Below are 13,363 nucleotides of genomic sequence, written 5' to 3'. Positions count from 1 at the left end.
CCCGACAACCTGACACGGCCGAACGGGTGAGCCAAGAGTGAGTCCTCGTTGAGGGGCGTGTCTAATCAGAGCATGCGTGGCCGGAAGCAGTCACGCGCTGTCGCTGATACCCTGGTACCCCGTGGACCGGTGGCCGTCCTGTGTGAAACAGGGACCCCGAAACCGCAGCGACGGCACCCCCCGACCCCCCTCGGAGGCCGCCGGTACGCACCTCACCTCGCGACCACGGGAGCCCCCTCTTGGCGATGCCGCCCAAATCCATGACGACCAAGCACATCTTCGTCACCGGGGGTGTCGCCTCCTCCCTCGGCAAGGGCCTCACGGCCTCCAGCCTGGGCGCGCTGCTCAAGGCACGGGGCCTGCGGGTCACCATGCAGAAGCTCGACCCGTACCTGAACGTCGACCCGGGCACGATGAACCCGTTCCAGCACGGTGAGGTGTTCGTCACCAACGACGGCGCCGAGACCGACCTGGACATCGGCCACTACGAGCGCTTCCTCGACGTCGACCTCGACGGCTCGGCCAACGTCACCACCGGCCAGGTGTACTCGACGGTCATCGCCAAGGAGCGGCGCGGCGAGTACCTGGGCGACACGGTGCAGGTCATCCCGCACATCACCAACGAGATCAAGCACCGCATCCGCCGCATGGCGACCGACGACGTCGACGTGGTGATCACCGAGGTCGGCGGCACCGTCGGTGACATCGAGTCGCTGCCGTTCCTGGAGACCGTGCGCCAGGTCCGCCACGAGGTCGGCCGCGACAACGTCTTCGTCGTACACATCTCGCTGCTGCCCTACATCGGCCCGTCCGGTGAGCTGAAGACCAAGCCGACCCAGCACTCGGTCGCCGCCCTGCGCGCCATCGGTATTCAGCCAGACGCGATCGTGCTGCGTGCCGACCGCGAGGTGCCGACCGCGATCAAGCGCAAGATCTCGCTGATGTGCGACGTCGACGAGGCGGCCGTGGTCGCGGCCATCGACGCCAAGTCGATCTACGACATCCCCAAGGTGCTGCACACCGAGGGCCTCGACGCCTACGTCGTACGCAAGCTGGACCTGGCGTTCCGCGATGTGGACTGGACCATCTGGGACGACCTGCTGGACCGCGTCCACAACCCCGACCACGAGGTCACGGTCGCGCTGGTCGGCAAGTACATCGACCTGCCCGACGCCTACCTCTCGGTGACCGAGGCGCTGCGCGCCGGAGGCTTCGCCAACAAGGCCCGCGTCAAGGTCAAGTGGGTCGCCTCCGACAACTGCAAGACCCAGGCGGGCGCCAAGAAGGAGCTCGGTGACGTCGACGGGATCCTCATTCCGGGCGGCTTCGGCGACCGAGGTGTCAGCGGCAAGGTCGGCGCGATCCAGTTCGCCCGTGAGAACAAGATCCCCGTGCTGGGCCTCTGCCTCGGCCTGCAGTGCATCGTGATCGAGGCCGCGCGGAACCTCGCCGAGATCCCCGACGCCAACTCCACCGAGTTCGACGCCGCCACCGCCCATCCCGTCATCTCGACGATGGAGGAGCAACTGGCGTACGTCGAGGGCGCGGGCGACCTCGGCGGCACCATGCGCCTCGGCCTCTACCCGGCCAAGCTCGCCGAGGGCTCGATCGTGCGCGAGGTCTACGGCGACCAGCCGTACGTCGAGGAGCGCCACCGCCACCGCTACGAGGTGAACAACGCCTACCGCGCCGAGCTGGAGAAGAAGACGGGCATCGTCTTCTCGGGCACGTCCCCCGACAACAAGCTCGTGGAGTACGTCGAGTACCCGCGCGAGGTGCACCCCTACCTGGTCGCCACCCAGGCGCACCCGGAGCTGCGCTCCCGCCCGACCCGCCCGCACCCGCTCTTCGCGGGCCTGGTGAAGGCCGCGGTGGAGCGCAAGACGGGCAAGTAATCACAGGCGATACGGTTGCCGGGGTACGGGGGCTTTTGGGTTCCCGTACCCCGGTTTCCGTTGTGTGTGGTGGGAGGACGTTTTCATGACCATCAAGGACACGCCCGAGGAGTGGCAGGTCGCCGCTACGGCGACGCCCTTCCGGGGCAACAAGACCAGTGTCCGCACCGACGATGTGGTCATGCCCGACGGCACGATCGCGCGGCGGGACTACCAGGTCCACCCCGGATCGGTGGCGGTGCTCGCGCTGGATGACACGGGCCGTGTGGTCGTACTGCGCCAGTACCGGCACCCCGTACGCCACAGGCTCTGGGAGATTCCGGCCGGCCTGCTGGACGTGCCGGGTGAGAACCCGCTGCACGCCGCGCAGCGCGAGCTGTACGAGGAGGCGCACGTCAAGGCCGAGGACTGGCGGGTGCTGGTGGACGTCTTCACCACGCCGGGCGGCTGTGACGAGGCCGTACGGATCTTCCTCGCCCGCGATCTGTCGGAGGCCGAGGGGGAGCGCTTCGAGGTCTCCGAGGAGGAGGCGGACATGGAGCTCGCGCGGGTACCGCTCGACGAGCTCGTACGTGGCGCGCTCGCCGGTGACCTGCACAACAACTGCCTCGCGGTGGGCGCCATGTCGGCCACCGCCGTACTGGCGGGCGACGGCTTCGACTCGCTGCGGCCGGCCGAGGCCCCCTGGCCGGCCCGCCCCTTCGAGGCCTGAGCCAGGTCCGACCGGGTCCTTGTCCGACGATCTGCGGATCCGATCGGGCGACGCCCCGCCGCGCTCCGCGGGGATCGTCGCAGAGCGTGAACTACGCTCGGAACGCCCGTGCGGAGTCCCGGCGGGCTCGGCTCGTGCGCGGACTGGACGGGAGCGTGGCCCGTGGCGGATCAGGCGGTGGACTTGGGCGGCCGGGCCGGAGCGTCCCGGGACCAATTCTTCGGACGGCAGCGGGAGTTGAAGTCCCTGCGGGCCGATATCGAACGGGCCGGCCTGAATACCCTGGCCGGACGCAAAGCCCCCCGCGCCCGCGTTCTCCTGATCGCCGGGCGGCCCGGATCCGGACGCACCGCACTCGCCGAGGAACTCGCTTCCCGGCTCGCCGAGGGCTACCCCGACGGGGTGCTGCGCGCCCGGCTGACCGAACCCGGCGGGCGGCGCGTCCCGATGGAGTCGGCCGCCCGCGAAATGCTCGACTCCCTGGGCATCGCATCGCCGCCCGGCGCCGACGAGGACGAACTGACCGAGATGGTCCGCGCGGCGCTCGCGGAACGCCGGATGCTGCTGCTCCTGGACGACGCCGGTGACGCCGAGCAGGTCGACCCGCTGCTGCCCGACAACCCCGACTGCCTGGCCGTGGCGGTCTCCGAGGGGCCGCTGACCGCAATCCCCGACGTACGGCCGTGCACGCTGGGCGGGATGGACGCGAAGTCCGCGATCGAACTGCTCAGCACCTTCACCGGGTCGGTACGGATCACCGTCGACCCGCAGGCCGCCGAGTCCATCGCCGAGGAGTGCGGCGGGCTGCCCGCCGCCCTGGTCCTGGTCGGCGGCTGGCTCGCGGCCAGGCCGAGGGCGTCCGTCGCCGATGTGGCCAAGCGGCTGCGGGGACTGCCCGACGACGGGGGGCAGCCCACCGGCGCCAGGCCCCTGGCCCGCGCCTTCCGGCTGGTGTACGAGTCTCTGCCGCAGTCGGCCGCCCGGATTCTGCGGCTGCTGGCCCTCGCGCCCGGCGGGCTCGCCGACGCGCACACCGCGTCCGCGCTGGCCGGCTGTTCGGTGTCGGACGGCCAGTCGACGCTGGACGACTTCGCCGCCCTCGGCCTGCTGCACTCGGTGGTGGTCCTCTCGCCGGAGGCTGAAGGAGAGCAGTACGTGGTGCCGGGCTGTCTCTTGCCGATGCTGCGCGCGCTTTTGCGGGCGCAGGACCGGCCTGCCGAGGTGCAGCTGGCCCGGGCCCGGATGCTGGAGCGGACCGTACGACAGCTGCAGTCCTGCCGTGCCATCACCGAGCCGGACGGCTCCCCGGCGCGCAAGAAGCTGGCCGGGCTGCCGAGCGCACTGCGTTTCCCGAGCGCGCCCGCCGCGTCAGCGTGGCTGAGTGGGCGGCTGCCCGCGCTGCTGGCATCCGCGCGCGTCGCGGTTGAGGACGGTGGACTGGACACCCTGGCGCGCCGGCTTGTCGCGGCACTGGTCAGGGCGCTGGCCGCACACCGCGGTACTGAGGCCGCCGCTCCCGAGCTCTACGGCCTGCATCAGCTGGTGCTCGGCGTCGCCCAGCGGCGCGGGCTGCACCGGGAAGAGGCAGCGGCCCTGCTCAATCTCGCGGATCTGGACGCGCAGACCGGCCGCAACGAGGCGGCGCTGGCCCGCTACCGGGCCGCACTGGACGCCGGACGGGCCGCGAATGATCCGTACGCGACCGGCCGCGCGATGGAATCCGTAGGCGGTGCCTACCAGGAACTGGGGGACTGGCAGCGGGCCGCCGACTGGTACGGAAGGGCGCTCGCCCAGCGCCAGGCGCGTGGCGAGCGAGCCGAGGAGGCACGGCTGTACGGCCGGCTCGGCACGGCGCACACCTACGCCGGCCGGTACGGCGACGCGCTGCGCAGCTGGCGGGCCGCGGTGGCCGGTTACCGCAGGATCGGCGACGTTCCGTCCCAGGCACGAGCGTTGAGCGAGGCGGCTCGCGTGCAGGAATACGCGGGCCGGCCGGAGGAGTCCTTGCACACCTGCCGGGAGGCGGTGGATTGGGCGCGGCAGGCGGGGGACCTGCGGCTGCAGGCAGCCCTGCAGCTCAGGCTGGCCGACACCCTCGACCGGCTGGGCGACCCGGCGGCGGCCCGGCTGCACCGTTCCACTGCGGAGAGACTGCTGGGAGAAGAGGGTTCAGCCTGCGAAATCCGTAGCACTTCAGCAAAGGATTGATGCTTTGTAAGGCTAGACAGCGGGAAATCCTTCATTAGACTGGCTCTGCCACGTGTCCTCGTGGTGTCATCCGGTGCGTCCTGCGTATCCGGGTATGTATGGCAATGCCCCCCTGTATCCCCTGAGCCAAGGACCGTGATCGACGTGAAGGTCGGCATCCCCCGCGAGGTCAAGAACAACGAGTTCCGGGTGGCGATCACCCCGGCCGGCGTGCACGAGCTCGTGCGCCAGGGCCACCATGTCTTCATCGAGCGCAACGCCGGTGTCGGCTCCTCGATCACGGATGACGAGTTCGTCGGCGCGGGTGCGCAGATCCTGCCCACCGCCGACGAGGTCTGGGCCATCGCCGACCTGGTGCTCAAGGTCAAGGAGCCGGTCGCCGAGGAGTACCACCGCCTCCGTAAGGACCAGACGCTCTTCACCTACCTGCACCTCGCCGCGTCCCGCGAGTGCACGGACGCCCTGCTGGAGTCCGGCACCACCGCCATCGCGTACGAGACGGTGGAGGTGAACCGCGCGCTGCCGCTGCTCGCCCCGATGTCCGAGGTCGCGGGCCGGCTGGCCCCGCAGGTCGGCGCGTACCACCTGATGCGCTCGGTCGGCGGCCGTGGTGTGCTGCCGGGCGGTGTCCCGGGCACGGCGGCCGGCGAGGCTGTCGTCATCGGCGGCGGCGTCTCCGGCTGGAACGCCACGCAGATCGCCGTCGGCATGGGCTTCCATGTCACCCTGCTCGACCGTGACATCAACAAGCTGCGCGAGGCCGACAAGGTCTTCGGCAGCAAGGTGAAGACGATCGCCTCCAACGCCTTCGAGCTGGAGAAGGCCGTCATCGAGGCGGACCTCGTCATCGGCGCCGTTCTCATCCCGGGCGCCAAGGCCCCGAAGCTGGTCACCAACGAGCTCGTCGCCAAGATGAAGCCCGGAAGTGTACTTGTCGACATTGCAATCGATCAGGGCGGCTGCTTCGAGGACTCGCGTCCGACCACCCACGCCGAGCCGACCTTCATGGTCCACAACTCGGTCTTCTACTGCGTCGCCAACATGCCGGGCGCGGTGCCCAACACCTCCACCTACGCGCTCACCAACGCGACGCTGCCGTACATCGTGGAGCTTGCGAACCGCGGCTGGGTCGAGGCGCTGCGCCGCGACCCGGCGCTCGCCAAGGGTCTCAACACCCATGACGGCCAGGTCGTTTACGGTCCGGTCGCCGAGGCCCACGGCCTTCGGAGCGTCGAACTGAGCGCGCTCCTCGGCTAGGCGTCAACGCGCGCCGTCAACGTAACTCCCACGGCCGGACCTTGCCGAGCAAGGTCCGGCCGGATGTGTATCCGACCGCTTTGCGACGCTCGCTCAACTCGCGTCGAACGTAACCCTTTAACCGTTTCGCGCACCCTCGAAACGTGAGGGCCAGGTCACGCCGGGAGTCCTGAGCGCTCTTGACAGGAGGGTGTTCGGTTGCCGACACATCGGGCCGGGTCCGGCGGATTGTGTTGCTGCGGACCGGTGACACGCCATAGAGTCGCCAACCGTCGGCATGATGCCACGCTGACCTATCGATAAAGATTCCTGGTCACGTCCAAGGAGGTAAGACGACTTGTGAATGAGTCGACATTTACTCCCGGGGGTGGTCAACCAGGGATGCCTGCGAGGGGCCGGGTCCCGTCAACAGAGCAGCCCGGGCTCGAGGCTGTCGGCTCCGTCGCCGTCCGTACCTTCGCGACACACCAGCACACGACGCACATGACGACAGCCCACACGATGAAGATGATGGACGGCCAACACGTGAACGCCATGGCCGGCAACGAGAGTGGCCGAGAGTCCACCCACTTCGCCGCCTACGAGGAAGTCCCCGAGGGGCACTTCTACGACCCCGACGCCGAGTACGAGCCGGACCCCGAGTACGCGGCCACCCTCGCTCCTGACGCCGCGCGTCAGCGTCGCGAGCGGATCGGCCCCACCGGGCGGCCCCTGCCGTACTTCCCGATCCCGGGCCCGCTGACCTCCCACGGTCCCGCGAAGATCATCGCGATGTGCAACCAGAAGGGCGGCGTCGGCAAGACCACGTCGACCATCAACCTGGGGGCCGCGCTCGCGGAGTACGGACGGCGCGTGCTGCTCGTCGACTTCGACCCGCAGGGAGCCCTGTCGGTCGGCCTCGGCGTCAACCCGATGGAGCTGGACCTCACCGTCTACAACCTGCTGATGGAGCGGGGCATGGCGGCGGACGAGGTGCTCCTGAAGACCGCGGTGCCCAACATGGACCTGCTGCCGAGCAATATCGATCTCTCGGCCGCGGAAGTGCAGTTGGTGAGCGAGGTCGCGCGCGAGTCGACGCTGCAGCGCGCGCTGAAGCCGCTGATGTCGGACTACGACTACATCGTGATCGACTGTCAGCCGTCGCTGGGTCTGCTCACGGTGAACGCGCTGACCGCCGCGCACAAGGTGATCGTGCCGCTCGAGTGCGAGTTCTTCGCGCTGCGCGGAGTGGCGCTGCTGACCGAGACGATCGAGAAGGTCCAGGAGCGGCTCAACCCCGACCTGGAGCTCGACGGCATCCTCGCCACGATGTACGACTCGCGCACGGTGCACAGCCGTGAGGTGCTGGCGCGGGTGGTCGAGGCCTTCGACGATCACGTCTACCACACGGTGATCGGGCGGACCGTGCGCTTCCCGGAGACGACGGTCGCCGGTGAGCCCATCACCACGTACGCATCGAACTCCGTCGGCGCCGCCGCGTACCGTCAGCTCGCCAGGGAGGTGCTCGCCCGGTGTCACGCCGAGTGAGTCTGCCCGGGGCCGACGAGCTGTTCCGTACGACCGGGGGCATGGCGCTGCAGGCTTCCTCCCCTGCGTCTCAGCGCCGCAAGGCGAACGGTGAGCCCAGGGTCCCGACGCCGGCGGGGGAGAGCGATCCGGCCGGCGATGGTGCGGCCGAGACGTCGCCGTCCGCCGCCTCGTCATCTGCGTCGTCCTCGTCGTCGGAGGAACACTCCGCGGCGGACGCGGACTCCTCCGCGCAAGGGCGCAGCCGGGGAACGGAGGCCGAGGGCGTGCCGAAGGCCCGTCGCCCGCAAGAGGCGGCCCCTGCGGGAGTCGCAGGCGTGTCGCCGACGGGGCAGACGCGCCGTCGGGGGCGCGGCGCGAACCGCCGGCCCAGCGGCCGCGAGCGGCACGACGAGAAGATCACGGTCTATGTCTCGGCCGAGGAACTCATGGACCTCGAGCACGCGCGGCTGGTGCTGCGCGGCGAGCACGGGCTGGCCGTCGACCGCGGGCGGATCGTCCGTGAGGCGGTGGCGGTGGTGCTGGCGGATCTTGAGCAGCGCGGCGAGGCGAGCATTCTCGTACGACGTCTGCGCGGGCGCTGACGGTAGCCTGCGCGCTGCCCTGCCTGCTCCTTTTTCCCCTGGACCGCGATGCCCCCGACCGATGACTCCGCCACCCCCCAGCCTTCGGCCGGGGGGACCCCCGGCCCGCTTCGTTCACCTCGCCGCTCGCTGGGCCGGGGCCCGGGAGCGGGCGGGGGCGGCGCGTCGGGTGAGCTTCCCGCTGCCCCGCCGCTGCCCGCTGTATCGCCGCGCGGCGCGTCCGAGGCCGACCCGCCGAACGAGGCTGAGGTACGGCCGGATGCGCCCGGGACCGACCTGCCGGAGGAGGCCGAGGCGGCCCAGCCGGACGTTCCGGGCGGTCCGGAGGCGGGCGCGCCGGACGCTCCCGGCGATGCCGGGGCTGCCCAGTCCGACGACCCGGGCGGGCCGGAGGCGGCGCAGCCAGGTGTTCCTCGCGATGCCCGGGCGGCCCAGCCGGACGCCCGCCCCAAGGCCGAGGCGGCCCGCCTGGCCGTTCCGGTCCAGGCGGCGCCATCAGACGCCCCGGGCGAGGCCGAGGCGGCCCAGCCGGACGCCCGCCCCAAGGCCGAGGCGGCCCGGCCGGACGTTCCGGTCCAGGCGGGGGCGGCCCAGCCGGATGCCCCTCCCGAGGCCGAGGCGGCGCAGCCCGACGGCCTTCCCGGCGTCGAGGTCGTCCAAGGCGTCCCTGCCGGGCCCGCCGTCCCTGCCGGGCCCGCCGTCCCTGCCGGGCCCGCCGTCCCCGCCGAGCCAGCCGTCCCCGACGGTCGGTTCAAGGTGCGGCTCGCCAACTTCGAAGGGCCCTTCGACCTCCTCCTGCAGCTGATCTCCAAGCACAAACTCGACGTCACCGAAGTCGCCCTCTCCAAGGTCACCGACGAGTTCATGTCGCACATCCGGGCCATGGGCGACGACTGGGACCTCGACCAGACCACCGAGTTCCTCGTCGTCGCCGCCACCCTTCTCGACCTCAAGGCCGCCCGGCTGCTGCCGACCGCCGAGGTGGAGGACGAGGCCGACCTCGCGCTGCTCGAAGCGCGGGATCTGCTCTTCGCGCGACTGCTGCAGTACCGCGCGTACAAGCAGATCGCCGAGATCTTCAACACGCGGCTGGAGGAAGAGGGCAAGCGGTACCCCCGTACCGTCGGGCTCGAGGCCCACCACGCCGAGCTGCTGCCGGAGGTCGTCATCAGCATCGGCGCCGAGGGCTTCGCCAAGCTCGCGGTGAAAGCGATGCAGCCCCGGCCCAGGCCGCAGGTGTACGTCGACCACATCCACGCCCCCCTCGTGTCCGTGCGCGAGCAGGCCGAGGTAGTCGTGGCGCGGCTGCGGGAGGCCGGTGCGGTCAGCTTCCGGGAGCTCGCCGCGGACGCGCCCGACACCCTCACCGTCGTCGCGCGCTTCCTCGCGCTGCTGGAGCTGTACCGCGACAAGGCCGTCGTCCTGGAGCAGGACGAAGCACTGGGGGAACTCATGGTCAAGTGGACCGGCGGCGAGGCGGGTGCGACCGTGACCGATGAATTCGATTCTGAGGTTCGCGAGAACCAGGAGGAGGAGAAGGCGTGAGCGATCTCAAGCCCGCGCTCGAAGCGGTCCTCATGGTCGTCGACGAGCCGGCCACCGAAGAGCACCTCGCCAAGGTCCTGGAGCAGCCGCGCCGGGCCGTCGCAGACGCGCTGCGTGAGCTGGCGGACGAGTACACCGTCCAGGGCCGCGGCTTCGAGCTGCGGCTCGTCGCGGGCGGCTGGCGGTTCTACTCGCGGGCCGAGCACGCCGGAGCCGTGGAGCGCTTCGTGCTCGACGGGCAGCAGGCCCGGCTCACCCAGGCCGCCCTGGAGACCCTCGCGGTCGTCGCGTACCGCCAGCCGGTCAGCCGTTCGCGCGTCTCGGCCGTGCGCGGAGTGAACTGCGACGGCGTCATGCGCACCCTCCTCCAGCGGGGTCTGGTCGAGGAGGCGGGCGCGGAACCCGAAACAGGTGCGATCCTGTACAGGACGACGAACTACTTTCTGGAGCGGATGGGCCTACGCGGCCTGGACGAGCTCCCGGAGCTCGCGCCCTTTCTCCCCGAGGCGGAGGCGATCGAGGCCGATACGCAAGAGGGTGTGCCGTCGTTCGATCCGGACGCACCGGACACCGACGCAGACGACAAGACGGAATTTTGATGCGAAGCAGCGGCAGGAACAGCGGAAGCGGCAACCGGGACTCCCGGGGTGCCGGCGGGAACCGGGACTCCCGGGGTGCCGGCGGGAACCGGGACTCCCGGGGTGCCGGCGGGCGGGACTCCCGGGGTGCCGGCGGCAAGGGGCGCGACGACAAGCAGGAGCAGCGTCCCAGCCGCCCCCGGCCCGAGGAGCGCCGCTACGACGTGGGCGGTTCCACCGAGGAAGGCGGCGCCCGCAAGGGCCGTGGCGCGTCCGCGCGCGGCGGCGCCAAGGGTGGCCCGAAGACCCCGCAGGGCGGCGGCAGGGCCGGTGCCCCCCGCCGCGGCCCGCACGGCCAGCGCGAATCCCGTCCCCGCGAGCTCGACGCCAAGATCGAGCAGCGCAACCGCGATCGGTACGCCGACAAGCCGCAGGTCAAGACGCCCAAGACGTTCCCCGGGGCCGAGCAGGAGGGCGAGCGCCTGCAGAAGATCCTCGCCCGGGCCGGGATGGGCTCGCGCCGCGCGTGCGAGGAACTGATCGAGCAGTCCCGTGTCGAGGTCAACGGCGAGATCGTCCTCGAGCAGGGCAAGCGCGTCGACCCGCAGAAGGACGAGATCAAGGTGGACGGCCTTACGGTCGCCACGCAGTCGCACCTCTTCTTCGCGCTCAACAAGCCCGCCGGTGTCGTCTCCTCCATGGAGGACCCGGACGGTCGGCAGTGCCTGGGCGACTACGTCACCAACCGCGAGACCCGGCTCTTCCACGTCGGACGTCTCGACACGGAGACGGAGGGCATCATCCTGCTCACCAACCACGGTGAGCTCGCGCACCGCCTGACCCACCCCAAGTACGGCGTGAAGAAGACCTACCTCGCCGCGATCCAGGGACCGCTCCCGCGTGACCTGGGCAAGCGGCTCAAGGACGGCATCCAGCTGGACGACGGCTATGCCCGCGCCGACCACTTCCGCGTCGTCGAGAACACCGGCAAGAACTACCTGGTGGAGGTCACCCTCCACGAGGGCCGGAAGCACATCGTCCGTCGCATGCTCGCCGAGGCCGGCTTCCCGGTCGACAAGCTCGTGCGGGTCAGCTTCGGCCCGATCGCCCTCGGCGACCAGAAGTCCGGCTGGCTGCGCCGGATGACCAACACCGAGGTCGGCATGCTGATGAAGGAAGTCGGTCTGTAGAGACCCCCGTTCACCGGGAGAAGCCCGCGGTCACCTTTGACCGCGGGCTTCTCGCGTCTTTGTGTGAACGGCCTTGTGGGACCGGCCGGTTCACCTTTATAGTCAACATGACTATTAAGGAGCGTGCATGAGTCTCGCGGACATCCTCGGCCCGCTGCAGCAGCCGCTGTTCACCGTGCTCGACACCCCGGTGAGCTGGACCGAGGTCCTCGGCTTCGGCAGCGGGGCGCTCTGCGTCTGGCTCGTCGCCCGCCAGCACATTGCCAACTGGCCGATCGGCATCGCCAACAACCTCTTCTTCATCCTGCTCTTCACCCAGGCCGGCCTGTACGCCGACGCGGGCCTGCAAGTCGTCTTCATCACCCTCGCCGTGTACGGCTGGTGGACCTGGACCCACGGGGGTGGACCAGGTCCCGACGTCCTCCCGGTCCGGCGAACCAGCCGCACCGAGTGGACCTGGCTGCTCGCGGCGGGGGTGGTGGGGACCCTCGGTCTGACGCTCCTTCTGGACCGGGCCACGGACTCGAGCGTTCCCTTCTGGGACGCGCTCACCACCGCCCTGTCGCTCATGGCCACGTACGGGCAGTGCCGCAAGCGCCTCGAGTCCTGGTGGCTGTGGATCGCGGCCGACGTGGTCTACATCCCGCTCTACGCGTACAAGGAGCTCTATCTCACCTCGCTGCTGTATGCCGGGTTCATGACCCTCTGCGTCATCGGACTGCGCAACTGGTCGCGTGATCTGATCACCCATCAGCGGGACTTGGCGGTGGTACGGGCATGAAGCGCTATCGGCACGGGCTGGTGCTCGGCAAGTTCTATCCGCCGCACGCGGGGCACCACCATCTCGTACGAACCGCCAAGGACCGCTGCGAGCAGCTGACCGTCCTGGTCTGCGCCGCCTCCGTGGAGTCGATCCCACTGCGCGAGCGCGTCCGCTGGATGGAGGAGATCCACCAGGACGCGCGGGTCGTCGGGGCCGTGGACGACGTGCCGGTGGACCTCACCGACCCGGGCGTCTGGGACGCGCACATGGCGATCTTCCGGGAGGCCGTCCCCGACGCCGTCGACGCCGTCTTCACCTCGGAGCCGTACGGGGACGAACTCGCCCGGCGCTTCGGCGCCGAGCATGTCTGCGTGGACCTCGACCGCTCGCTCTTCCCGGTCTCCGCAACGGCCGTCCGCAAGGACCCGGTCGGCTGCTGGGACTACCTGGAGCGGCCGGTGCGGGCCTGGCTCACCCGCCGGGTCGTCGTGGTCGGGGCCGAGTCCACCGGCACCACCACCATGGCCCGCGCCCTCGCCGAGCACTATCAGCAGCGCGGCGGAGCCTGGTCGGGCACGGGCTGGGTGCCCGAGTGCGGCCGGGACTACAGCGAGGAGAAGCTGGCCGCGCTGCGTGAGAAGTGGCCGGAGAGCCAGTGGGAGGACGTGGAGTTCACCTCCGACGAGTTCCCCGTGATCGCCGAGCGGCAGAACCGCAGGGAGAACCGGGCCGCGCGCAACGGCTCGCCCGTGCTCTTCTGCGACACCGACTCCTTCGCGACCACCGTCTGGCACGAGCGGTACATCGGCGGGCGCAATCCCCTGGTCGATGAGATCGCCGACCGGGTCACCCACCACCTGTGGCTGCTCACCGACCACGAGGGCGTGGACTTCGAGGACGACGGGCTGCGCGACGGCGAGGAGCTGCGGCCCTGGATGACCGGGCTCTTCAGGGACGAACTCACCTGCACCGGACGCCGGTTCATCACGCTGAGCGGACCGCACGAGGAGCGCCTCGCCACCGCCGTCGCCGCCGTGGACGCACTCGTCGACGAGGGCTGGGACCTCGCCGACCCTATGCCCGAGAAGCGATGACGGGGGGCTG

The 13,363-nt window shown here is 70.4% G+C and carries 11 protein-coding genes; all 11 read left to right on the top strand.

Features of this window, described 5'->3' with window-relative positions:
• The first annotated feature begins 245 nt into the window (after nucleotides 1–245).
• Entirely contained in the window at nucleotides 246–1,895 is a 1,650-nt protein-coding gene (locus J7E87_RS08670) for a CTP synthase (RefSeq protein WP_215091678.1), read from the top strand.
• Nucleotides 1,896–1,980: 85 nt separating this feature from the next.
• Nucleotides 1,981–2,607 (top strand): NUDIX hydrolase, encoded by a 627-nt coding sequence (locus J7E87_RS08665; RefSeq protein WP_215091676.1) that lies wholly within the window; start codon nucleotides 1,981–1,983, stop codon nucleotides 2,605–2,607.
• 162 nt (nucleotides 2,608–2,769) lie between these two features.
• The gene (locus J7E87_RS08660; RefSeq protein ID WP_215091674.1) at nucleotides 2,770–4,815 is read left to right on the top strand and encodes a tetratricopeptide repeat protein; all 2,046 of its coding nucleotides are present in this window, start codon (nucleotides 2,770–2,772) and stop codon (nucleotides 4,813–4,815) included.
• 144 nt (nucleotides 4,816–4,959) lie between these two features.
• Nucleotides 4,960–6,072 carry an alanine dehydrogenase gene (gene ald / locus J7E87_RS08655; protein ID WP_215091763.1) on the top strand — a complete coding sequence of 371 codons (1,113 nt, stop codon included), beginning with the start codon at nucleotides 4,960–4,962 and terminating at the stop codon, nucleotides 6,070–6,072.
• 381 nt (nucleotides 6,073–6,453) lie between these two features.
• Complete coding sequence (locus tag J7E87_RS08650) at nucleotides 6,454–7,599, top strand: ParA family protein (protein WP_215091672.1); 1,146 nt, start codon at nucleotides 6,454–6,456, stop codon at nucleotides 7,597–7,599.
• Complete coding sequence (locus tag J7E87_RS08645; RefSeq protein WP_215091761.1) at nucleotides 7,596–8,183, top strand: hypothetical protein; 588 nt, start codon at nucleotides 7,596–7,598, stop codon at nucleotides 8,181–8,183. Before J7E87_RS08650 ends, J7E87_RS08645 begins: the two co-directional genes overlap by 4 nt.
• A gap of 48 nt (nucleotides 8,184–8,231) precedes the next feature.
• Entirely contained in the window at nucleotides 8,232–9,728 is a 1,497-nt protein-coding gene (locus J7E87_RS08640; RefSeq protein WP_215091670.1) for a ScpA family protein, read from the top strand.
• A 32-nt stretch (nucleotides 9,729–9,760) separates the two neighbouring features.
• On the top strand, nucleotides 9,761–10,327 hold the full coding sequence (scpB, locus tag J7E87_RS08635; protein WP_251017163.1) for an SMC-Scp complex subunit ScpB: 567 nt from the start codon (nucleotides 9,761–9,763) through the stop codon (nucleotides 10,325–10,327).
• On the top strand, nucleotides 10,327–11,496 hold the full coding sequence (locus J7E87_RS08630) for a pseudouridine synthase (RefSeq protein WP_215091666.1): 1,170 nt from the start codon (nucleotides 10,327–10,329) through the stop codon (nucleotides 11,494–11,496). Before scpB ends, J7E87_RS08630 begins: the two co-directional genes overlap by 1 nt.
• A 127-nt stretch (nucleotides 11,497–11,623) precedes the next feature.
• Entirely contained in the window at nucleotides 11,624–12,277 is a 654-nt protein-coding gene (pnuC, locus tag J7E87_RS08625; RefSeq protein WP_215091664.1) for a nicotinamide riboside transporter PnuC, read from the top strand.
• The gene (locus J7E87_RS08620; protein WP_215091662.1) at nucleotides 12,274–13,353 is read left to right on the top strand and encodes an AAA family ATPase; all 1,080 of its coding nucleotides are present in this window, start codon (nucleotides 12,274–12,276) and stop codon (nucleotides 13,351–13,353) included. Before pnuC ends, J7E87_RS08620 begins: the two co-directional genes overlap by 4 nt.
• The last annotated feature ends 10 nt before the right edge of the window (nucleotides 13,354–13,363 follow it).

This window comes from Streptomyces sp. ISL-1 (assembly GCF_018614585.1).
GTDB classification, from domain to species: domain Bacteria; phylum Actinomycetota; class Actinomycetes; order Streptomycetales; family Streptomycetaceae; genus Streptomyces; species Streptomyces maoxianensis.
Note: the sequence above shows the minus strand (reverse complement) of the source record. Positions and strands in the feature narration are given on the sequence as shown.